At 61.0% G+C, this 22,519-nt stretch carries 20 protein-coding genes and 1 pseudogene; 18 read left to right on the forward strand and 3 right to left on the reverse strand.

Annotated elements, in window-relative coordinates; genetic code table 11:
• Positions 1 to 54 precede the first annotated feature (54 nt).
• From QYH43_RS02670 to selO, 3 genes are read left to right on the forward strand one after another with little or no spacing between them, the layout of a single operon-like run.
• Positions 55 to 1,797, forward strand: a complete 1,743-nt coding sequence (locus tag QYH43_RS02670; RefSeq protein ID WP_095056436.1) for a potassium/proton antiporter — start codon at positions 55 to 57, stop codon at positions 1,795 to 1,797.
• A gap of 34 nt (positions 1,798 to 1,831) precedes the next feature.
• Positions 1,832 to 5,182 carry a mechanosensitive channel MscK gene (mscK, locus tag QYH43_RS02675; RefSeq protein WP_095056437.1) on the forward strand — a complete coding sequence of 1,117 codons (3,351 nt, stop codon included), beginning with the start codon at positions 1,832 to 1,834 and terminating at the stop codon, positions 5,180 to 5,182.
• 48 nt (positions 5,183 to 5,230) lie between these two features.
• Positions 5,231 to 6,694 carry a protein adenylyltransferase SelO gene (gene selO / locus QYH43_RS02680; RefSeq protein WP_301156191.1) on the forward strand — a complete coding sequence of 488 codons (1,464 nt, stop codon included), beginning with the start codon at positions 5,231 to 5,233 and terminating at the stop codon, positions 6,692 to 6,694.
• A gap of 6 nt (positions 6,695 to 6,700) precedes the next feature.
• Here selO and QYH43_RS02685 read toward each other — a convergent pair whose 3' ends face one another.
• Both QYH43_RS02685 and QYH43_RS02690 read right to left on the reverse strand, forming a co-directional pair.
• A complete protein-coding gene (locus tag QYH43_RS02685; protein WP_095056439.1) occupies positions 6,701 to 7,102 on the reverse strand; it encodes a type II toxin-antitoxin system HigA family antitoxin in 402 nt (133 codons plus the stop codon).
• Positions 7,099 to 7,280 (reverse strand): annotated as a pseudogene (locus QYH43_RS02690) (hypothetical protein). The gene QYH43_RS02685 and the pseudogene QYH43_RS02690 overlap by 4 nt, the downstream one beginning before the upstream one ends.
• 196 nt (positions 7,281 to 7,476) lie before the next feature.
• Here QYH43_RS02690 and trxC point away from each other — a divergent pair.
• Positions 7,477 to 7,911, forward strand: a complete 435-nt coding sequence (gene trxC, locus QYH43_RS02695; RefSeq protein WP_095152469.1) for a thioredoxin TrxC — start codon at positions 7,477 to 7,479, stop codon at positions 7,909 to 7,911.
• Positions 7,912 to 7,928: 17 nt separating this feature from the next.
• Here the strand turns inward: trxC and QYH43_RS02700 are convergent, their stop codons facing one another.
• A complete protein-coding gene (locus QYH43_RS02700; RefSeq protein WP_095056442.1) occupies positions 7,929 to 8,699 on the reverse strand; it encodes a ParA family protein in 771 nt (256 codons plus the stop codon).
• 333 nt (positions 8,700 to 9,032) lie between these two features.
• On the opposite strand from QYH43_RS02700, the gene QYH43_RS02705 reads away from it, so the two are divergent.
• The 14 genes from QYH43_RS02705 (at position 9,033) to QYH43_RS02770 (ending at position 22,449) form a co-directional block, all read left to right on the forward strand.
• Complete coding sequence (locus tag QYH43_RS02705) at positions 9,033 to 9,758, forward strand: beta-ketoacyl synthase chain length factor (RefSeq protein ID WP_095152468.1); 726 nt, start codon at positions 9,033 to 9,035, stop codon at positions 9,756 to 9,758.
• Entirely contained in the window at positions 9,734 to 10,543 is an 810-nt protein-coding gene (locus tag QYH43_RS02710; protein WP_095056444.1) for a 1-acyl-sn-glycerol-3-phosphate acyltransferase, read from the forward strand. Before QYH43_RS02705 ends, QYH43_RS02710 begins: the two co-directional genes overlap by 25 nt.
• The gene (locus QYH43_RS02715; protein WP_095056445.1) at positions 10,524 to 10,799 is read left to right on the forward strand and encodes a phosphopantetheine-binding protein; all 276 of its coding nucleotides are present in this window, start codon (positions 10,524 to 10,526) and stop codon (positions 10,797 to 10,799) included. Before QYH43_RS02710 ends, QYH43_RS02715 begins: the two co-directional genes overlap by 20 nt.
• 9 nt (positions 10,800 to 10,808) lie before the next feature.
• Positions 10,809 to 11,063 (forward strand): acyl carrier protein, encoded by a 255-nt coding sequence (locus tag QYH43_RS02720; protein ID WP_095152467.1) that lies wholly within the window; start codon positions 10,809 to 10,811, stop codon positions 11,061 to 11,063.
• Positions 11,060 to 11,605 (forward strand): hypothetical protein, encoded by a 546-nt coding sequence (locus QYH43_RS02725; RefSeq protein ID WP_095056447.1) that lies wholly within the window; start codon positions 11,060 to 11,062, stop codon positions 11,603 to 11,605. Before QYH43_RS02720 ends, QYH43_RS02725 begins: the two co-directional genes overlap by 4 nt.
• On the forward strand, positions 11,602 to 13,281 hold the full coding sequence (locus QYH43_RS02730; protein WP_301156193.1) for an acyl-CoA synthetase family protein: 1,680 nt from the start codon (positions 11,602 to 11,604) through the stop codon (positions 13,279 to 13,281). Before QYH43_RS02725 ends, QYH43_RS02730 begins: the two co-directional genes overlap by 4 nt.
• Positions 13,282 to 13,418: 137 nt before the next feature.
• Positions 13,419 to 14,153 (forward strand): glycosyltransferase family 2 protein, encoded by a 735-nt coding sequence (locus QYH43_RS02735; protein WP_095056449.1) that lies wholly within the window; start codon positions 13,419 to 13,421, stop codon positions 14,151 to 14,153.
• Positions 14,150 to 15,091 (forward strand): glycosyl transferase, encoded by a 942-nt coding sequence (locus tag QYH43_RS02740; RefSeq protein WP_301156194.1) that lies wholly within the window; start codon positions 14,150 to 14,152, stop codon positions 15,089 to 15,091. The genes QYH43_RS02735 and QYH43_RS02740 overlap by 4 nt, the downstream gene beginning before the upstream one ends.
• A complete protein-coding gene (hutH, locus tag QYH43_RS02745; protein ID WP_301156196.1) occupies positions 15,072 to 16,616 on the forward strand; it encodes a histidine ammonia-lyase in 1,545 nt (514 codons plus the stop codon). Before QYH43_RS02740 ends, hutH begins: the two co-directional genes overlap by 20 nt.
• Entirely contained in the window at positions 16,609 to 17,034 is a 426-nt protein-coding gene (locus tag QYH43_RS02750) for a thioesterase family protein (RefSeq protein ID WP_095056452.1), read from the forward strand. Before hutH ends, QYH43_RS02750 begins: the two co-directional genes overlap by 8 nt.
• Entirely contained in the window at positions 17,031 to 17,735 is a 705-nt protein-coding gene (locus QYH43_RS02755; RefSeq protein ID WP_095152463.1) for an outer membrane lipoprotein carrier protein LolA, read from the forward strand. The genes QYH43_RS02750 and QYH43_RS02755 overlap by 4 nt, the downstream gene beginning before the upstream one ends.
• Positions 17,719 to 20,058 (forward strand): MMPL family transporter, encoded by a 2,340-nt coding sequence (locus tag QYH43_RS02760; protein ID WP_301156197.1) that lies wholly within the window; start codon positions 17,719 to 17,721, stop codon positions 20,056 to 20,058. The genes QYH43_RS02755 and QYH43_RS02760 overlap by 17 nt, the downstream gene beginning before the upstream one ends.
• A complete protein-coding gene (locus QYH43_RS02765) occupies positions 20,058 to 21,215 on the forward strand; it encodes a sodium:proton antiporter (protein ID WP_095056455.1) in 1,158 nt (385 codons plus the stop codon). Before QYH43_RS02760 ends, QYH43_RS02765 begins: the two co-directional genes overlap by 1 nt.
• Positions 21,202 to 22,449 (forward strand): NAD(P)/FAD-dependent oxidoreductase, encoded by a 1,248-nt coding sequence (locus QYH43_RS02770; protein ID WP_301156198.1) that lies wholly within the window; start codon positions 21,202 to 21,204, stop codon positions 22,447 to 22,449. Before QYH43_RS02765 ends, QYH43_RS02770 begins: the two co-directional genes overlap by 14 nt.
• The last annotated feature ends 70 nt before the right edge of the window (positions 22,450 to 22,519 follow it).

The following is a 22,519-nucleotide window of genomic DNA, read 5'->3' on the forward strand; positions in this document are numbered from 1 at the left end:
GCAGGCTGCATGGTCACTTTGCGCCCGCCTTTCAGCTTTTCTGGAGTACTGCCTTTGAATGCGACGACCATCAACAGCCTGTTCTTGATCGGCGCGTTGCTGGTGGGTGCGAGCATTCTGGTGAGTTCCCTCTCGTCACGCCTCGGCATCCCGATTCTGGTAATCATCCTGGCCGTCGGCATGGTGGCCGGTGTCGATGGCGCCGGCATTGTTTTCGATAACTACCCCACGGCTTATCTGGTCGGCAACCTCGCGCTGGCGGTGATCCTGCTCGACGGCGGCTTACGCACCCGGGTATCGAGTTTCCGCGTAGCGTTATGGCCGGCGCTGTCGCTGGCGACGGTCGGGGTGTTGATTACCACCGGGTTGACCGGCATGGCGGCCGCGTGGCTGTTCGACTTGAACCTGATTCAAGGCCTGCTGATCGGCGCCATCGTCGGTTCCACCGACGCCGCGGCGGTGTTCTCGCTGTTGGGTGGCAAGGGCCTGAACGAACGGGTCACCGCCACCCTCGAAATCGAATCCGGCAGCAACGACCCGATGGCGGTGTTTCTCACCGTCACCTTGATCGACATGCTCGCCAGCGGCCAGACCGGCCTGCACTGGAGCCTGCTGACCCACTTGCTGCGCGAATTCGGCATCGGCGGCGTCATCGGTCTAGGTGGCGGCTGGCTGATGTTGCAACTGGTCAACCGCATCAATCTGGCCACCGGTTTGTATCCGATTCTGGTCATTGCCGGGGGGCTGGTTGTCTTTGCCCTGACCAACGCCTTGCATGGCAGTGGCTTCCTCGCGGTGTACATCTGCGGCCTGGTGATCGGCAACCGTCCAGTGCGCAGCCGTCACGGCATCCTGCACATGCTCGACGGCATGGCGTGGCTGGCGCAGATCGGCATGTTCCTGGTGCTGGGTCTGCTGGTCACACCCCACGACCTGCTGCCGATTGCGCTGCCCGCACTGGCACTGGCGCTGTGGATGATTCTGTTTGCCCGGCCGCTGTCGGTGATCGTCGGCCTGCTGCCGTTCAAGGCCTTCCATGGTCGGGAAAAGGCGTTCATTTCCTGGGTCGGTCTGCGCGGCGCGGTGCCGATCATTCTGGCGGTGTTCCCGCTGATGGCCGGTCTGCCCAACGCCCAACTGTATTTCAACCTCGCGTTCTTTATCGTGCTGGTGTCGCTGCTGGTGCAGGGCACGAGTTTGCCGTGGGTCGCCAAACTGCTGAAGGTGACGGTGCCGCCGGAGCCTGCACCGATCTCCCGCTCCGCCCTGGAAGTCCACGTCACCAGCGAATGGGAACTGTTCGTTTATCGACTCGGTGCGGAAAAATGGTGCATCGGTTCGCCCCTGCGTGAACTGAAAATGCCCGAAGGCACCCGCATTGCCGCCCTGTTTCGTGGCCAGCAATTGCTCCATCCGTCGGGTAGTACGGTGCTGGAAGTCGATGATTTACTGTGTGTTATCGGCCATGAACACAACCTGCCGGCCCTCGGAAAACTCTTCAGCCAGGCGCCGCAACGGGGCCTCGATTTGCGTTTCTTCGGCGACTTCGTACTCGAAGGAGACGCCCAGCTGGCGGCGGTTGCCGCCCTGTATGGCCTGAAAGTCGAAGGCATCGACCCGGACATGTCCCTGGGCCACTTCATCGCCCAGAAAGTCGGTGGCGCGCCGGTGGTCGGCGACCAGGTGGAATGGAACAACACCATCTGGACCGTTGCCGTCATGGAGGGGAACAAGATCGGCAAAGTGGGCGTCAGATTCCCCGAAGGAAGTCGCCCGGGTCCGGGACTCTTCCTCTAAACTCCACTTCTCGTCAGCTTTTTGATCGGTCTCTATGTCAAGCCTGCGCACTATTTTCATCATGGCCCTGTTGGGCCTGAGCCTCTCCGTCGGTCCCTTGCAAGCCGCCGAACCGCCCACCCGCGAAGCCGTGCAGACGAGTCTGGACAAGATCGCCGACCGTAAACTGCCGGAGGCGGATCAAAAGGCTCTGCAGTCCGTCCTGCAAGGCACGCTGACCCAGCTCAACAACCAGCGCGATTACGAGCAGAAGCTGGTTGATCTCAAGCAACAGCTGAGCAGCGCGCCCAAGCAGACCATCGAGAACCAGCGTGAACTGACCCGCCTCAAGGCCACCAGTGTGGTGCCGGTGGCGCAACGGTTCGCCAAAGAGAACATTCAGCAGCTGGAGCAATTGCTCACCGAGCGTTCGACCCAGCAAAGCGATCTGCAAAAAGCCCTGGCCGACGCCAACAGCCTGATCATCACTGCCCAGACCCGTCCGGAGCGTGCGCAGGCGGAAATTTCCGCGAGCCAGACACGCATCCAGCAGATCAACAACATCCTCAAGACCGGCAAAGACGCCGGCAAGACCTTGAGTGCCGAGCATCGCGATCAACTCAACGCCGAACTCGCGGCGCTCAATGCCCTGATCCCGCTGCGTCGCCAGGAACTGGCCGGCAATACTCAGCTGCAAGACCTGGGCAACAGCCAGCATGACTTGTTGTCGGAAAGGTCCGACCGTCTGGATCGTGAGATTCAAGAACTGCAAAACCTGATCAATCAGAAACGTCTGGCGCAATCTCAGGAAACGGTTACGCAACAGTCGATCGAAGCGCAGAAGTCCGGCGGCAGTAGCCTGCTGGCGACCGAAAGCACGGCCAACCTGAAGCTCTCGGACTACCTGCTCAAAAGCACTGACCGCCTCAACGAAGTCACCCAGAAAAACCTGCAGACCAAGCAGCAACTCGACAGCGTGACCCAAAGCGACTCGGCTTTGGATGAGCAGATCAACGTGCTCAAAGGCAGCCTGCTGCTCTCCAAGATTCTTTACAAGCAGAAGCAAGCCCTGCCGCGCCTCAAGGTCGACCGCGACCTGGCCGACCAGATCGCCGACATTCGCCTCTATCAGTTCGAAGTCAGCCAGCAACGTGAATTGCTCAGCAACCCGGCCACCTACGTCGATAACCTGCTGTCGACCCAGCCTCCCGAGCAAGTGACCCCGCAGCTGCGCAAGAGCCTGCTGGAACTGGCCACCACCCGTGCCGACCTGCTGGAGCGTCTGAACCGGGAGCTGAGTGCGGTCCTCAACGAATCCATCACCCTGCAACTGAACCAGAAGCAATTGCTCAGCACCGCGCAAAGCCTGCGGGCCACGCTCGATGAACAGATGTTCTGGATTCCCAGCAACAAGCCGCTGGACCTGGAGTGGATCTACAGCGTGCCGGATCGCCTGGAGCGTCAGATCGATACGCTGCCCCTGGCCTCAAGCCTGAGCGAACTGACCGATGGCCTGACCCAGCGACCGCTGCTGTTCCTGCCGTTGGCACTGCTGATTGGTGCCCTGCTGTGGCGCCGCAAACAACTGTATTCACGACTGAACAAAGTTCACCAGGACATCGGCCACTTCAAGCGCGACAGCCAGTGGCACACGCCGCAGGCCATTCTGATCAACATCTTGCTGGCGATGCCGGTGTCCCTGGCCTTCGCGCTGTGCGGCCTGGCCCTGCAAATCGACGCCCGCGGGCAAAACGCCAACATGGGCGCAGCGCTGCTGCAAATGGCCCAGGCGTGGCTGGTGTTCTACACCGCCTACCGGATTCTGGCGCCGGGTGGCGTGGCCGAGCTGCATTTCCGCTGGGAAAAGCCTCAGGTCGAGTTCCTGCGCGGCTGGGTCCGCCGTCTCGGCATGGTCGTGATGGCTCTGGTGGCGGTGGTGGCGGTTGCCGAACTGCAACCGGCGGGACTGGCCGACGACGTGATCGGCATGCCCGTGGTGCTCACGTGCTACGCCTTGATGACCCTGCTGCTCAGCCGCTTGCTGATCAGCAGCCCGACCCACGAAAACGCCTCGTTGTTCCGCAAGATCGTGGGCTTCCTGTTCACCATCCTGCCCGTCGCGCTGTTTGTCGCCGTGTGCTTCGGCTACTACTACACCGCACTGAAACTCAGCGACCGTCTGATCAACACCCTGTATCTGCTGATGTTCTGGCTGGTGATCGAAGCCACTTTCGTCCGCGGCCTCAGCGTCGCGGCACGCCGTCTGGCCTACCAGCGCGCCCTGGCCAAACGTCAGGCTGCCAAAGAGGCCGGCGATGGCGAAGCGGTGATCGAAGAACCGACCATGGACATCGAAAAGGTCAATGAACAGTCCCTGCGCCTGATCCGTCTGGCGTTGCTCGGCGGGTTCATGGCGTTGCTGTACTGGGTCTGGGCCGACCTGATCACGGTGTTCTCGTACCTGGACAACATCACCCTCTACGAATACACCAGCGGCACCGGCGCCAACATGAGCATGGTGCCGATCAGCATCGGCGACATGCTCGGCGCGCTGATCATCATCGGCATCACCTTCGCCCTCGCCCGCAACTTGCCGGGCCTGCTGGAAGTGTTCGTGCTGTCCAAGCTCAACCTCGCCCAGGGCAGTGCCTACGCCACGACCACGCTGCTGTCCTATGTGATCGCCGGCGTCGGTTTCGTCTCGACGCTGTCGACCCTCGGCGTGAGCTGGGACAAGCTGCAATGGCTGGTGGCAGCCCTGTCGGTCGGCCTCGGCTTCGGCATGCAGGAGATCTTCGCCAACTTCATCTCCGGCATCATGATCCTGTTCGAGCGTCCGGTACGGATCGGCGACACCATCACCATCGGCAACCTGTCGGGCACGGTGAGCAAAATCCGCATTCGCGCCACGACCATCACCGACTTCGACCGCAAGGACATCATTGTCCCGAACAAGACGTTCATCACCGGGCAACTGATCAACTGGTCGCTGACCGACACCATTACCCGAGTGACGCTCAAGCTCGGCGTCGACTACGGTTCGGATCTCGATCTGGTGAAAGAACTGCTGCTGAAGGCTGCCCGCGATAACCCGCGTGTGCTGAAAGACCCCGAACCCCACGTGTACTTCCTGAACTTCGGCGAAAGCACCCTCGACCACGAGTTGCGCATGCACGTGCGCGACCTCGGCGACCGCAACCCGGTGCTCGACGAGGTCAACCGCTTCATCAACCGCGAGTTCAAGAAGCAGCACATCAACATCTCGTTCCGGCAGATGGAGGTCTACCTCAAGAACCTGCATGGCCAGGAATACAAGATGGTGCCGATCGAGCCGGAAGCGAAAACCATCGTGCCGATCACCGATGGCAAGTCGTCGCAGCAACCGCCGGCCGCCAAACTCGACTAACCGGTCTTTCCCCAGCAGAATGCTCGGACATTCTGCTGGAGCCGGCCCTTGAAAGCCCTCGACGAACTGACCTTCGATAATCGCTTCGACCGCCTGGGCGATACCTTTTCTGCCCACGTGCTGCCCGAGCCCATCGATAATCCAAGCCTTGTGGTCGCGAGCCCTGCCGCCATGGCGTTGCTGGACCTCGACCCGGCCGTGGCCGAAACCCCGGAGTTTGCCGAACTGTTCAGCGGCCACAAGCTCTGGGCCGACGCGGTGCCTCGGGCGATGGTCTATTCCGGGCATCAGTTCGGCTCGTACAACCCGCAACTGGGCGACGGTCGCGGCCTGTTGTTGGGCGAGGTGTACAACGAGGCGGGCGAACACTGGGACCTGCACCTCAAGGGCGCGGGCCAGACACCGTTTTCACGCATGGGTGATGGTCGCGCCGTGCTGCGCTCCTCGATCCGCGAATTTCTCGCGTCCGAAGCCCTGCATGCGCTAAACATCCCGACCACCCGAGCGCTGTGCGTCATCGGTTCCGATACGCCGGTATGGCGCGAAAAGCAGGAGCGCGCCGCCATGGTCCTGCGCCTTGCGCCGAGCCATGTGCGTTTCGGCCACTTCGAGTATTTCTATTACACCAAGCGCCCCGAAAAACAGAAAGAACTCGGCGAACATGTGCTGGCCATGCATTTCCCGGAATGCCTGGAGCAACCGGAACCGTACCTGGCGATGTTCCGCGAGATTGTCGAGCGCAATGCCGAACTCATCGCCAAGTGGCAGGCCTACGGTTTTTGCCACGGCGTGATGAACACCGACAATATGTCGATCCTCGGCATCACCTTCGACTTCGGTCCGTTCGCCTTCCTCGACGACTTCGACGCCAACTTCATCTGCAACCACTCCGATGATCAGGGCCGCTACTCCTTCAGCAACCAGGTGCCGATTGGCCAGTGGAACCTCAGCGCCCTGGCCCAGGCCCTGACGCCGTTCATCAGCGTCGAAGCCCTGCGCGAAACCCTCGGCCTGTACCTGCCGCTGTTCCAGGCCCATTACCTGGACCTGATGCGTCGCCGCCTCGGCTTGACCACCGCCGAAGACGAAGACCAGAAACTGTTGGAGCACTTGCTGCAACTGATGCAGAACAGCGGCGTGGATTACAGCCTGTTTTTCCGTCGTTTGGGTGAAAAGGCGCCCGAACAGGCCATTACCCACTTGCGTGATAACTTCGTCGACCTCAAGGGCTTCGATGCCTGGGGCGAGCTCTACGTCGCCCGTGTGGACCGTGAAGGCACGCTTGATCAAGAGCAGCGCCGCCAACGGATGGACGCGGTCAATCCGCTGTACATCCTGCGCAATTACCTGGCACAGAAAGCCATCGATGCGGCAGAGAGCGGCGACTACTCAGAGGTCCGCCGTCTGCACGCGGTGCTGAGCAAACCGTTCGAAGAGCAACCGGGGATGGAAAGTTATGCCGAGCGGCCGCCGGAGTGGGGCAAGCATCTGGAGATCAGTTGTTCTTCCTGAATCTGGTCAGATGAAGGTTTCAACCGACACACCAAATCGTTCGGCCAACCAGCGGATTTGCCGCAGGTTGAGCTGACGCTTGCCACTCAGAATTTCCGAAACAACCGATTGGGTACCAACACCGGGAAGGTCGCTCTGGGTCAGGCCATGTTCGCGCATCAAGTAGCCAAGAATATCGACCCCACCAGGCTTCGGCATAGGGTGATGCTTGTGATCCCATTCCTCAATCCAGTCACCGATGATATCTACCAGGCTCATAAGCGGATGGGACTCATCATCGCCGGTCATCTCGAGCAACTCGTCCAGCGCCTGCGCCAGCAAGTCATAGTCGTCTTCGTTTTTCGGTTTTCGAAGCAACGGCGAGACGAACTCCCAATGCTCCGCAGCTCTTTTGATCAGGACACTCATGCTCTTCCCTCCTTCCATTTTCCGCGGTCATATTCGCGGTGATCCATAAGGCCCTCATCGCCGCAAAATCCGAGGGTTTACTTCCTTTGACCAGTTGATACCAATGATCCAGTGCAGTAGCTGCTCTTGGCCATTTGGTTGCTGCTTCACGTATTCGTTTTTCGGTGATGACATGCATGCAACATCCTTATCGCATTCTGCTATGGGGAGTTAATCACAGATCAAAAATATCGCAAGATGCGATACCCACTACAAGACCAGTGGCCTGACTGAGTACGACTCAGCCTAGTTTTATCGCCGCTCCCCGCTCGATTGAAAATGTGAGCAGACGTCTCCAAATAGTGAGTAATCGGATTTTTAACAGGACCACCTACATGTCTAATCCACTTCTGATTCCCTGCCCCCACTGCAACGGCCTCAACCGCATCCCGGCCGAGCGCCTCAACGACCACCCGAAATGCGGGCGCTGCAAAGCCGAAGTCTTGCTGAACACGCCGTTTGAGTTGAAACAGGGCGACTACGCCAGCCAGATCAAGGGCGATCTGCCGCTGCTGGTGGATGTTTGGGCGGACTGGTGCGGGCCATGCAAGTCGTTTGCGCCGGTGTTCGAACAGGCGGCGGGGCAACTGGCGGGCAAGTGCCGGCTGGCCAAGCTGGACAGCGAAGCGAACCAGCAGTTGTCGGCGCAATTGGGGATTCGCTCGATTCCGAGCCTGATCCTGTTCAAGAACGGCCGGGAAGTCGCACGCCAGAGCGGGGCCTTCCCGTTACCGCAGTTGATGAGCTGGTTGCGTAGCCAAGGGGTTTGACACCGATCTTTTGTGCCTCAGGCGTTTTCCAGCAAGTTGTGCAACTCGACGAACTGTTGAGTCAACTTGTGCCGCGGATCAAGATGGATCAGCGGTGTGTTCGCCTGGTGCGACTCACGCATGCGAACCGAGCTGCCCAGGTAAACGGGCAACACTGGCAGGCCTTCGGCGATCAGTTCGTCGAGGATCTGCTGGGGCAGGCTGGCGCGGGCCTGGAACTGATTGACGACGATGCCTTCGACTTCCAGGCCCTCATTGTGGTCTTCCTTCAATTCTTCGATTTCCGCCATCAGGCCGTACAACGCCTGTCGGGAGAAACTGTCGCAGTCGAATGGAATCAACACACGATCGGCGGCGATCAGTGCCGAAACTGCATAGAAGTTCAGCGCTGGCGGGGTATCCAGGTAAATCCGGTCGTAATCTTCACTTAGCTCTTCGAGCAACTTACGCAGCTTGTTGATCTTGTGCTTGGCTTCAAGCTTTGGCTGTAGATCCGCCAATTCAGCGGTCGCTGTAATGACGTGGAGGTTGTTGAACGGGGTTTCGTAGATGTCGACCTGATTTTTCTTGGAGAAAGGCCCGGACGACAGGGTCTGCTTGAAAAAATCGGCAATGCCCATCGGAATATCGTTACCGGTAAGCCCCGTCAGGTACTGGGTGGAGTTCGCCTGGGCATCGAGATCCACCAACAGGGTGCGAAAGCCCTCGCTGGCACTGACCGCTGCCAGATTGCAGGCAATGCTGGACTTGCCCACACCACCTTTCTGATTGAACACCACACGCCGCATGTCAAAACCTCCGTGTATCAAAGAATGACCGAGTGTAGTGGGCGACGGCATGGCTTCGCTACCTCGCTGGCATCGGGACTACACAGTCAGCGGCCATCTCTTGCGGAAAAAGCGACGAGCGCCGACAGACGGGTCAGTAAAAATGCGAATAATTGGCAACTATTCAGTTTTTGCTCACTAAACGGTACATCTGTTTGAGCAAAACGTATCCAGCATTTGCTACACGTTCCCGGCACCGGGATAATGCGCACCAGTCGGCGTCCGGCGCCACGTAAGGCGAGTCGCGGTTTTCGACCCCTCACACGTCAGGAAGCCCATCAAGGGCGGGATTGTATGTCTGTGATCAACTTCAACATCGCCCAATGGCGCGCGTGGGCTCCAGGGCTCGAAAGCGTGAATGATTGGCAGGCATGGAGTCGCCAACCGGTCGTACTGCCATTGAGCGATGTGGCACCGGACGTCTCGTTCCTGCCGGCCATGCAGCGCCGACGCCTCAGTCGATTGGCGCGGATGGCGTTCAGCGTTGGCTGGCCATTGGCTGACGGTCACCAGGATCTGCCGCTGGTCTTTGTTTCCCGTCACGGAGAAACCCCGCGCACCTTCGATATTCTGAGCGACCTGGCCACCGAACAACCGCTGTCGCCAACCCAGTTCAGCCTCTCGGTGCATAATGCAATCATCGGTCTGTGGTCGATCATGCGCGGTGAAACCAGCGAGATGACCGCCCTCGCTGCCGCTGGCGACGGCCTTGAACACGGCATGCTGGAAGCAGCGGCGCTCCTGGCCGAAGGCGCCCCGGCAGTCTTGCTGGTGGTGACCGAGGAGCAACCACCCGCGGCCTATTCGGCCTGGATCGATGATGTGCCGTTCCCGTATGCCGTCGGCCTGTTGATCACACCCGGCCCTGACTGGCAGTTGACCCTGAACAGCCCTTCGGACGCGTTGTCAAAATCCCGCTGGCCCCACGCACTGAATCTGTTGCGTGCGCTACTCGACCAGCAAACCACCTGCCAACATGCCTGGAAAAATCGTGTATGGACCTGGCAACGCAACCCGTGACCGAAAAGAACCGCGACGCCTATTACTGGCGCCTGCTGGCGACCGCTGCGAGCTTTACCCTGTTCGGGTTGGGTGCGATGTGCCTGCGCGTGTTGGTTTTCCCGCTGTTGAGCTGCCTGCCGGGCGACGCCCAGACCCACCGGTTGCGTGCACGGCAAACCGTCAGCCGTTGCTTCTGGCTTTTCGTGCAGTTCATGGCCCGTTCCGGCGTACTGACCTACGATATCAAGGGTGCGGAAAAACTCGGGCGCCCGGGCCAGATGATCATTGCCAATCACCCGTCGCTGATCGACGTGGTGTTCCTGATCGGGCTGGTGGGGCACTCCAACTGCGTGGTCAAGCAAAGCCTGTGGGAGAACCCGTTCACGCGTGGCCCGCTGCGCCGCACCGATTACATCAGCAATGATGGCAGTATGGACATGCTCGATACCGCTGCCGATGCGCTGAAAAACGGCCAGACCCTGATCATTTTCCCCGAAGGTACCCGGACGCAACCTGGACAGACCCCCGCCTTTCATCGGGGGGGTGCGGCAATTGCCCTGCGCGGTGCGAAAATCCTCACCCCCGTGGTGATCAAGGTCAGCCCGACGACATTGACCAAGGCCGAACCCTGGTACCGCATACCCAAGCGGCGCGTGCACTTCAGTTTCCGTGTCGGGGCCGATATAGATCCACAGGCCTTCGCCGTGCAGGGGCCAGCGCCTCAGGCCTCGCGCAAGCTCAACGATCATCTACATTCTTACTTTATCAAGGAGCTCGCCGAAGATGAGCAATCTGCACACTAAGAACCTGGTGCTGGAAATAAAAGACCTGATCATCGACGCCCTGGGTCTCGAAGACATCAGTGCCGACGACATCGGCGATGAGCAAACGCTGTTCGGCGAAGGCCTGGGCCTGGACTCGGTAGACGCCCTGGAACTCGGCCTGGCCATCCAGAAAAAATACGGCATCAAAATCGATGCAGACGCCAAGGACACGCGTAATCACTTCAGCAACGTGGCGAGCCTTGCGGCGTTCGTCACCGCAAAACAGGCAGCTTGAGACCGGACCATGCAAACTCGTGAAGACATTTTCAACACCTTGCGCGATGCCTTGGTCGAGCTGTTCGAACTGGACCCCGAGCGCGTAAGTCTCGAATCCAACCTGTATCAGGATCTGGAAATCGACAGCATTGACGCGGTCGACCTGATCGATCACATCAAACGCCAGACCGGCAAGAAAATCGCCGCCGAAGAGTTCAAATCGGTGCGTACCGTCAGCGACGTGGTCGAGGCGGTTTACCGTCTGGTTCAACCGGCCGCATGAGCCGACTGATCGGCCTGGGCCTGCTGCTGGCAGGCCTGCTGTACCCCTTTGCGGTGTATTTCGGCATGGAGCACTTCGCGCCGTGGCAGTTCGCGCTGCTGCTGGGCAGCCTGTGGCTGGCGCGCGCGCTGACCGGACGGCGACGCCCCGACAGCCTGTGGATGGCCGCGGTGGCCATCGTGTTCTGTCTGTTGCTGGCGCTGTTCGACAGCCCGGAGTTGCTGCGTTGGTATCCGGTGCTGATCAGCGGATTCATGCTGGGGCTGTTCGGCCTGAGCCTTAAATTCGGCCCGCCGATGGTGGAACGCCTGGCCCGTCTGCGTGAACCGCAGTTACCGGCCAAGGCCATTCGTTATACCCGCCAGGTGACCATCGCCTGGAGTGTGTTTTTTCTCTGCAACGGTTTGTGCGCCACCGCCCTGACGCTGTGGGCACCGCTGAGCTGGTGGATGTTGTACACCGGTCTGATTTCCTACGGATTGATAGGCCTGATGTTTGCCATTGAATGGCTGATACGCCAACGGGTACGAGGCCACCCATGAATTGGATAAAACTTGAGCACCTGTTGCTCAAGGCGCAACCGGAGCGTGCCGTAACGGCCGGTCCGGCACTGGATCATGCCCAACTGTGCGACCGGGCGTTGCGCCTGGCCGGCGGCCTGCAAGTCCAAGGCGTGCGGCAGATGGCCGTGCACCTTGAGGATGCCGCCGATCTGGCGGTTGCGTTGCTCGGCGCCTGGCGCGCCGGGGTCAGCGTGTTGCTGCCTGCCGACCTGCAACCGCAGACCCGCCAACGCTGGTCAAATGACGTCGACCTGTGGCTGACCGATCAAACCGGCGATGCGCACCTGAGCGAGTATCGCCATCCGCCATTGGAAGGCGCCGCACTGGATCTCGATCACTGTCGGCTCAACCTGTGCACCTCCGGTTCCAGTGGCGAGCCCAAGCGCATCGAAAAGAACCTGCGCCAACTGGCCAATGAAGTCGATGCCCTGGAACAGTTGTGGGGAACGGACCTGGGGCCGGCGTGCATCATCGGCAGCGTTGCCACTCAGCACATCTACGGCCTGCTGTTTCGGGTGCTGTGGCCGCTGTGTGCCGGACGCCTGTTTGTACGTCGGCAACTGGCCTTTCCGGAAGATTTGCAACGTGCCAGCCGCGAACACCCGGCCTTTGCCTGGGTTGCCAGCCCGGCGTTGCTCAAACGCATGGGCGACAACCTCGACTGGCCAGCCCTGAGCGCGGTGCGTCGGGTGTTTTCTTCCGGCGGCGCCTTGCCGGCCGAGGCCGCACAGAGCCTGCACGAACGCCTGGGACAATGGCCGACGGAAATCTTCGGCAGCTCGGAAACCGGCGGTATCGCCTGGCGCCAAGCCTCGGAGCTCTGGCGGCCCTTCACCGACGTTGTGTTGAGCGAGGACAGCGACGGCGCGCTGCTGATTGCCTCGCCGTACTTGCCTCATGGCCATGTCGAACACACCGCCGACTCCGCGAGAGTCGCCGCGGATGGCCGGTTCGAATTGCTCGGAAGACTGGACCGGATCGTCAAACTGGAAGAAAAACGTATCTCGCTGCCAATGCTGGAACAGGCACTCATGGCTCATGCCTGGGTCGCCGAAGCGCGCCTTGGCGTAGTCCAGGAAAAACGTGCCTCGCTGGGTGCCTTGCTGGTGCTGACTGAAACGGGCCTGCATGCCCTGCGCAATCAGGGCCGACGCACCCTCACCGAACAATTGCGCCAGCACCTGAGCCTGCATTGTGAGGCGCTCGCCTTGCCACGGCGTTGGCGCTTGCTGCGGCAACTGCCGCTGAACGCCCAAGGCAAACTGCCTCAGGCCGACGTCGACGCCTTGCTGCTGGCACCACGGCCCAAGGCGCCGCAAGTGCTGGCGCAAACCGAAACCGATGGCGAGTGGAGCCTGCAACTGGCCGTGCCACCGGACCTGGCCTACTTCAGCGGTCACTTCCCCACCGCGCCGGTTCTGCCCGGTGTGGTGCAGGTGGAGTGGGCGTTGAACCTGGGCCAGCAAGTGATGAACCTGCCGGAAAAATTCGCCGGCATGGAAGTGCTGAAGTTTCAGCAACTGGTACGTCCCGGCGATGAAATCCAGCTGCACCTGCGTTACGACTCGACCCGGGGCAAATTGTATTTCGCCTATCGCAACGAGACCGCAACCTGCTCCAGCGGGCGGATCTTGCTGGAGGCTTTGAATGCATAACCTGTGGCGAGGGAGCTTGCTCCCGCTGGGCTGCGAAGCAGACCCAAAACCATCTCGCACCGGCGTCATGGCGAGTGCTTCGCACTCGAACGGGAGCAAGCTCCCTCGCCACAAAAGTGTTGTAGAGGTTTCGGTCCATGCATAGCCCCTGCGCCGTCATCCCGGTCTACAACCACGAAACCGCCATCACCACCGTGGTCGATGCACTGATCGCCTGCAACCTGCCCTGCATTCTGGTGGACGATGCCAGCAGCCCGGCCTGTGCCCGGGTGCTCGATCGATTGGCCCGGCGCGAGATGGTGTACCTGATCCGCCTGGCCACCAATCAGGGCAAGGGCGCCGCGGTGATGACCGGTCTGCGTGAAGCCTCGCGCCTGGGTTTCAGCCATGCCCTGCAAGTGGACGCCGATGGCCAGCACGACCTGCAAGACGTGCGACGGTTTATCGAACTGTCACGCGCCCATCCGCAAGCGGTCATCTGCGGCTACCCGCAATACGATGACAGCGTGCCCAAAGGCCGGTTGTACGCCCGCTACCTGACCCACGTCATGGTCTGGATCAACACCCTGTCGCTGCAGATCCGCGACTCCATGTGCGGCTTTCGGGTTTACCCGCTGCCGCCGGCTCTGAAGCTGATCGACTCGGCGAAGATCGGCAAGCGCATGGATTTCGATTCGGACATTCTGGTGCGCCTGGCCTGGCGCAATCAGCCGATGCAGTGGCTGAAAACCAAAGTTCACTACCCGCTGGACGGTGTTTCGCACTTCCGCATGTTCCACGACAACGTGCTGATCACGAGCATGCACACCCGGCTGTTCTTCGGCATGTTGTTGCGCTCGCCAGTGATCCTCTGGCGGCGGTGGCGACCATGACGCCAGACAATCAGCATTGGGCCGACCGCGAAGAGCGCGGCAGTTTCTGGCTGATGAAGCTCACCGCGTTTGCCGCCAGGGTTCTCGGTCGCCGACTGTTGAGCCCGCTGCTGTACGGTATCGTCTTGTACTTTTTCCTGTTCGGCCGCAGCGCCCGCCACAGTGCCTGGCAATACCAGCAACGGCTCGCCGACTGGAGCGGTCGCAGAGAATTGCGGCCTAGCCATTGGCGCGTATTTAGCCAGTTCATGGCCTTCGCCGATTCCATGCTCGACAAACTCGACGTGTGGAACGGCAAGCTGAGCATCGAGCAGATCGAAATCATCGACCCGGCGCTGCTGCGCAATCAGTTGCTCGGCACACGCGGGCAGATGCTGGTGGGCGCGCACCTGGGCAATCTGGAAGTCTGCCGGGCGCTGGCGGAAATCGGCGAAAGGGTCACGATGAACGTGCTGGTGCACACCAAGCACGCCGAGCAGTTCAACCGTTTGCTGGGCGAAGCCGGGGCGACCCATTTGCGCCTGATTCAGGTCAGCGAACTGAACCCGGTCATCATGCTGCAACTGCACGAACGCCTGGAGCGCGGCGAATGGCTGGCGATTGCCGGCGACCGCGTACCGCTGCATGGCGGGCGCAGCGTGACCGTGGACTTCCTCGGCCACCCGGCAAAATTCCCCCAAGGCCCGTGGCTGTTGGCCGGTTTATTGAAATGTCCGGTCAATCTGTTGATGTGCCTGAAGAAGCCCGACGACGGCTATCGCCTGACGATTGAGCCGTTCGCCGAGGCGATCATCTGGAAACGCAGCGATCGCGAGCAGGTCATTCATCAGTGGGCTTCGCGCTATGCCGAACGACTGAGTCACTATTGCCTCGAAGCCCCCCGACAATGGTTCAACTTTTACCCTTTCTGGAAGACCGATGACGACGCCAACGCTTGAGCCGGTAACCTTCGGCGAACGCCCTTTGCGCATCGAAGATGTGTTGGCCCTGGCCAACCGCAAGGTGCCGACACAGTTGCAGCGCGATCCCGCCTACCGCGAACGCATTGCCAAGGGTGCGCGATTCCTCGATTCCCTGTTGGACAAGGAAGGCGTGATCTACGGCGTGACCACCGGCTACGGCGATTCTTGCGTGGTTGCGGTGCCGCTGCATCACGTCGAGGCACTGCCACGTCATCTGTACACCTTCCACGGCTGCGGACTGGGCAAGTTGCTCGACGCCCAGGCCACCCGCGCCGTGCTGGCGGCGCGTTTGCAGTCGCTGTGCCACGGCGTGTCCGGGGTGCGTGTGGAACTGCTGGAACGCCTGCAAGCGTTCCTTGAAAACGACATTCTGCCGCTGATCCCGGAAGAAGGCTCGGTGGGCGCCAGCGGCGATCTGACGCCGTTGTCGTACGTCGCCGCGACCTTGTCCGGCGAACGCGAAGTGATGTTCCGTGGCGAACGCCGGCAAGCCGCCGATGTGCACCGCGAACTCGGCTGGCAACCGCTGGTGCTGCGCCCGAAAGAAGCGCTGGCATTGATGAACGGCACCGCCGTGATGACCGGCCTCGCCTGCCTGGCCTATGCCCGCGCCGATTACCTGCTGCAACTGGCCACGCGTATCACGGCGCTGAACGTGGTCGCCCTGCAAGGCAATCCCGAGCACTTCGACGAGCGCCTGTTCGCCGCCAAACCGCACCCGGGGCAGATGCAAGTCGCCGCGTGGCTGCGCAAGGATCTGGCGATCGACGCACCGACCGCGCCGCTGCATCGCCTGCAAGACCGTTACTCCCTGCGTTGCGCACCGCATGTGCTCGGCGTGTTGGCCGACAGCCTGAACTGGCTGCGTTCGTTCATTGAGATTGAACTCAACAGTGCCAACGACAACCCGATCATCGATGCCGAAGCCGAGCGTGTCTTGCACGGCGGGCACTTCTACGGCGGGCACATCGCGTTCGCCATGGACAGCCTGAAAAACCTCGTGGCCAACGTCGCCGACCTGCTGGATCGACAACTGGCGCTGCTGGTGGACGAGCGCTACAACCACGGTTTGCCGAGCAACCTGTCCGGCGCCAGCGCCGAGCGGGCAATGCTCAACCATGGTTTCAAAGCGGTACAGATCGGCACCAGCGCCTGGACCGCCGAAGCCTTGAAGAACACCATGCCCGCTAGCGTTTTCTCGCGTTCCACCGAGTGCCACAACCAGGACAAGGTGAGCATGGGCACCATCGCCGCCCGCGATGCCATCCGCGTGCTGGAGCTGACCGAACAGGTCGCCGCGGCAACATTACTGGCGGCCAATCAGGGTGTCTGGCTGCGCGGTCAGGCCGAAGACGCTCGACCGTTGCCACCCGCCCTCGCCGCCATGCACGAAGCATTGGCCGACGATTTCCCACCGGTCATCGAAGACCGTGCGCTGGAAGGCGAATTGCGCCTGTGCCTGCAACGCATCGCCGAACAACACTGGAGGCTGCATGCGTAGCAAGGGAGTGCTTCACACCGACACGGAAATCCTCGTGCCGTTTTTCGACGTCGACAGCATGCATGTGGTCTGGCACGGCCATTATGTGAAATATCTGGAAGTCGCCCGTTGCGCGCTGCTGGACAGGATCGGTCATAACTACACGGTGATGAACGACTCGGGCTTCGCGTGGCCGGTGATCGACCTGCAATTGCGCTATGTGCGCGGCGCCGTGTTCGGCCAGAAGCTGAATGTGCGCGCCAGCCTCGTGGAGTGGGAGAACCGTTTGAAGATCAATTACCTGATCACGGATCTGGTCACCGGCGAACGCCTGACCCGCGCTGTCTCGGTGCAGGTCGCCGTCGAGATCGCCAGCCGCGAGATGCAACTGGCCTCGCCAAAGGTGTTTGTCGAAGCCGTAGAGAGAGCTCTGCGATGATTTTCAGCCCTCCCCGTTCCCTTGTAGGAGCAAGCTTGCTCGCGATGGACGTCAACGATGACGCAGGGCACCTGACACTGCGCGGCGCTCTCAGGTCTTTCGCGAGCAAGCTCGCTCCTGCAGTGTTCTGCGTATTGTTGGGCATACCCGGACTGGCCCACGCATTCGACCTGCAGCAGCTGAGCGATCAACTGGCCAAGCCCGATGTCATCCACGGCAGCTTCATTCAGGAAAAGCACCTGCGTGCCCTGCCCCAACCGCTGACCAGCAAGGGCACCTTCGTCCTGGCGAAAAACCACGGTTTGTTGTGGCTGCTGAAAACGCCGCTGCAACAGGATTACCGCATCACCGCCCAAGGCATTGCCCGGCGTGATGTCCATGGTTGGCAGATGCTGCCGGGCAAGAGCGCCGGTGCCGAGCAGAACCGTTTGTTCCTCGCCGTGTTGCAAGGCGACAGCACAGGACTGCAACGGGATTTCGAGTTGTCCTTGAGTGGCGACGCACAGAACTGGCAACTGACACTGGTACCGCGCTCGATGCTGCTCAAGCAGGTGTTCAATCAGATCAACATCACGGGCAGTGATCTGGTGCACAGCATCGAACTGCTGGAAACCCAGGGCGACAGCACCTTGTTGCGCATGCAGGACAGCACCAGCGCCCAACCGTTGAGCGACGCGGAGCAACATGACTTTGCCGAGTGAACGCAGACTGCCGTGGCTGTTTCTTCTCCTGCTGCTGGCCGTGCTGGCGCTCGCCGGTTGGCAATGGCGTGACGGTGCGCCGCTGTCGGCCAACCTGATGGAACTGGTGCCCGGTACGGCACCGGATGCGCTGGAACAGCGCGCCGAACAACGCATGCAAGCGCCGTTGAACCGCGAGATGCTGGTGCTGGTCGGCCACAAGAATCGTGAACAAGCCATCAGCATGGCGCAGAAGCTGGGCGATCAGTGGCAAGCCAGCGGCTTGTTCGAAAAGGTCCAGTGGAACCTGCAAGCCGACCTCCCGGCACTGCGCACGCAACTGCTGCAAGGTCGATTGGCGATGCTCTCGACCGAAGATCGTCAGCAACTGGTCGAACACCCTGACGTTTTTATCCAGCAACGGGTGCAAGCGCTTTTCGACCCCTTCACCGGTTTCACCTTGGTGTCCAGCCAGGATGACTGGCTGGGCCTGACCGGGCGCATCCAGAACAGCCAGCCGCAACGCGGTTCGGTGCAACTGGACATCGGCAGCGGCGCCTTGATAGCTGATGCCGACGGTAAAAGCTGGGTGCTGCTGCGAGCGCGCACCGCTGGCAACGCCTTCGACATGAACCTGCCGCTGCAAGTGGCTGACCTGCTGCAGCACAGTCGCGAAGAGGCCGCCCAGGCCGACGTGCAACTGTTGGCCGCCAGCGGTCTGCTGTACGCGGCCAGCGGCCAGCGACAGGCTTCGCGGGAGATGACCTGGGTCGGCGGCGGTGCCACCGTCGGGATCCTGCTGTTACTGCTGTTGGCTTTCCGTCGTTGGCGCGTCTTGCTGGCGTTTATTCCGGTGCTGGTGGGCATGCTTTTCGGTGCGGTGGCCTGCGTGGCGCTGTTCGGCCACATGCACGTGATGACGCTGGTATTGGGCTCAAGCCTGATCGGCGTCGCCGTCGATTACCCGCTGCATTACCTGTCCAAGAGCTGGAGCCTGAAACCCTGGCACAGCTGGCCGGCGCTGCGCCTGACGCTGCCCGGGCTGACCCTGAGCCTGATCACCAGCGCCATCGGCTACCTGGCGCTGGCCTGGACGCCGTTCCCGGCATTGACCCAGATTGCCGTGTTCTCCGCTGCCGGCCTGCTCGGCGCCTATTTGTCCGCGGTATGCCTGCTGCCCGCGCTGCTCAAAGGTGTAGAACTGCGCCCGGCCGATTGGCCATTACGCATTTGCGAGTATCTGTTGAGCTGCCGTGAAGCGCTGCTCAAGCACCTCAAGACGCCGGTGTTGCTGGCGCTGCTGATCGCCTTCTGCGTAGGCGGACTGCTGCAACTCGACAGCAGGAACGACATCCGCCAATGGATCAGCGCACCGCAATCATTGACCGACGAAGCGCGGACCATCGCGCAAATAACCGGTTTTCAACCCACCAGTCAGTTCTTCCTGGTACGCGCCGCCAATCAGCAGCAACTGCTCGAACGCTCAAGCGCCCTGAGCGAACGCCTGGATCAATTGACCGGTCTGGACAAACTTCAGGGTTATCTGTCGCTCAACCAACTGGTCAGCCCGCCGAACGAACAGCAGCAAGTGCGCGATGCACTGAACAAACTGCCGCAGTTCTGGCAGCCGTTGATCGATGTCGGTGTGCCGGTCGAGGCACTTCAGGCCGAATTGGCTACGTTGCAATCGCTGCCCGCCGAAGACATCGACACAGCACTCACCGGCCCATTGGCCGAGCCTTATCGCACTTTGTGGCTGGGGCCGACGGATGACGGCGTCGCAGCCATCGTCAGCCTGCAAGGCGTGAGCAACCCGACCTTGCTGCAAGTCCAGGCTGAGGATTTACCAGGCGTGGTGCTGGTGGATCGACTGGGCGAGTTGAACAGCGTCTTCGCCGCCACCCAGATCAGCGCCGCCGAACTGAAGCTCGCCTCCTGCGTGCTGATCGTGCTGGTGCTGATCCTGCCATTCGGTTTCAGCGGCGCATTGCGCATCGTCTCCCTGCCTCTGCTGGCAGCGTTGTGCAGCCTCGCCAGCCTCGGTTGGCTGGGGCAACCGCTGACCCTGTTCAGCCTGTTCGGCTTGCTGCTGGTGACGGCGATCAGCGTCGACTACGCCATCCTCATGCGCGAACAGGTCGGTGGCGCTGCCGTGAGCCTGTTGGGGACCTTGTTGGCGGCGGTCACCACCTGGCTGTCGTTCGGTTTGCTGGCGGTGTCGAGCACCCCGGCGGTGAGCAATTTCGGGCTGTCGGTGAGCCTGGGTCTGGTCTTCAGTTTCCTGCTCGCCCCTTGGGCCGGTCGCCAGTTGCATGCCGCGTCCGTCGCGGAGACGGCAGCGTGATGGTGGTTCTGTTCTGGGCGATGGCCCTGACGTTGTTCGCCGTGGCGACTCGCGTCGGGCGTCATTTCGGCCTGATTCCGATTGTCAGCCAGTTGCTGTTGGCGACCCTTGGCCTGCCGCTGTTGATGTACTTCTGGATCGAACCGCAATGGCAACTGAGCGGTGCGGCACTGGTGTCGCCGGACTGGTTGAAAAACCTCTACAGCCTGAGCTTCGCCCTGTTGCTGGGTTACATCCTCAGCGATGTGATCGACCTGCAACTGGACCGCCAGAGCCTGAAAATCGCCTTGCCGAGCTTCTGCATTCCATTTGCCTGCGGCCTGGTCACGGCGATCTGGCTACTGCCACCACAACCCTGGATCAGTTCATTGGCGATCGGATTGTTGTTCGCCATTACCGCCATCCCGGTGTTGTATCTGTACCTGCAACACATCGACTACCCGCCCGCCGCGACCCGACGGTTGGTGCAAACCGCGATCCTCATCGACCTCGCCTGCTGGACCGTGTTCGGCATCGCCCAGGGCAGCCTGCAGCTGAGCAGTTTGTTGCTGCCCCTGGCCGGCGCTTGCCTGCCGGTGCTGCTGCGCCTGCTGGGCTTGCGTCAGGCGTGGCTGTACAGCGGATGCTTTTTTGCGCTGCTGATGGTGGCCGAGCACTTCAAGCTCAATGCGCTGATTTTCGGCATCGGTTATGTGCTGATCATGGCCGCACTGAAGGCGCCTCTAATCCTGCCGATTCCACTGCTGTGGATGAGCCGTTTGCAGACGTACTTCGCCATTCCGCTGATCCTCACGTTCGGCATTGTGCAGATCAACGTGCACAGCGCCCTGGACAGTCTTGGCTGGATTCAACTGATGGCATTGCTGCTGCTGCCGATCACCAGCAAACTGCTGGGCAACTGGCTCGGCCTCGGTTGGGCCGGCGCCTCGTTCAGTGGTGCCAGCCGCTGGCGGGAAAGCGTATTGCTGAACATTCGCGGCTTGAGCGAAATTGTCTTCCTCAACCTGCTGCTCCAACAACAACTCATCAGCCCGCCGCTGTACTTCGCGCTGATGTTGATGGGCTTGATCGCTACATTGCTGCCGGCCTTGACCGGCATGCACCGAATCCCGTTGAAAGCCGCCGCGCCGGCAAGGAGCCCAAATGCCAACCGTTGAAATGCAACGCCGCCAGGTCGTAGTGATCGGTGCCGGCCCTTCCGGCGCCATCGCCGCCGCACTGCTCAAGCGCAAAGGTCACGATGTACTGGTGATTGAACGCCAGCATTTTCCGCGCTTTTCCATCGGCGAGAGCCTGTTGGCCCACTGCCTGGACTTCGTCGAAGAAGCGGGCATGCTCGACGCCGTCAACGCCGCCGGTTTCCAGGTGAAAACCGGTGCTGCGTTCGCCTGGGGCGAGTGCTACAGCGCCTTCGATTTCAGCGACACCTTCACCCAGGGCAAACCAACGACGTTCCAGGTTCAGCGTGCGGATTTCGACAAGTTGCTGGCCGATCAGGCCGCGCTGCAAGGCGTGGAAATTCGTTACGGCGAGGCCATCGTCAGCGTCGACATCAAGGGCGCCAAGCCGCAACTTGGCGTACGCCGCGAAGACGGCAGCGAATACACCATCGAAGCCGAGTTCATGCTCGACGCCAGCGGCTACGGGCGCGTCCTGCCGCGTTTGCTCGAGCTTGAGGCACCCTCGAACTTCCCGGTGCGCCAGGCCGTGTTCACCCACGTCGAAGACTGCATCGACAGCCCGGACTTCGACCGCACCAAGATTCTCATCACCACCCACCCGACAAAACGCGATGTGTGGTTCTGGACCATTCCGTTCAGCAACGGGCGCTGCTCGATTGGCGTGGTCGCCGCCGAGGAACACTTCGAAGGTCGCACCGACAACCTCGACGACTGCCTGCGCGGTTTCATTGCCGAGACGCCAAGCCTGGCCGGCGTGTTGAACAACGCCGTGTGGGACACCGAAGCCCGAACCATTGGCGGCTACTCGGCCAACGTCAAAAGCTTACATGGCCCGGGTTTCGCGCTGCTGGGTAACGCGGCGGAGTTCCTTGACCCGGTCTTCTCCTCGGGCGTCACCATCGCCATGCGTTCGGCCAGCATGGCCGCCGCAGTGCTGCACCGTCAGCTGCAAGGCGAAAGCGTTGACTGGCAGACCGAGTTCGCCGATCCGCTCAAGCGCGGCGTCGACACGTTCCGCTGCTACGTCGAAGGCTGGTACGCCGGGACCTTCCAGGACGTGATCTACCATGAGGGCGGCTCAGCGGAAATCCGCCGGATGATCTGCTCCATTCTCGCCGGGTATGCCTGGGACGAACGCAATCCGTTCGTCAGCGAAGCCAAGCGCCGCTTGAAGGTTATTTCGGCGCTCTGTGCAAGAGAGGAGACATGAGCTTTCCGAGCGACTGCGGTGGGTCAGCTAAGATTAATGTTGAATGCCTCACCACCCTCGCGAACAAGCT

Origin of the sequence: Pseudomonas sp. C32 (genome assembly GCF_030417915.1) — a bacterium.
GTDB lineage: Bacteria > Pseudomonadota > Gammaproteobacteria > Pseudomonadales > Pseudomonadaceae > Aquipseudomonas.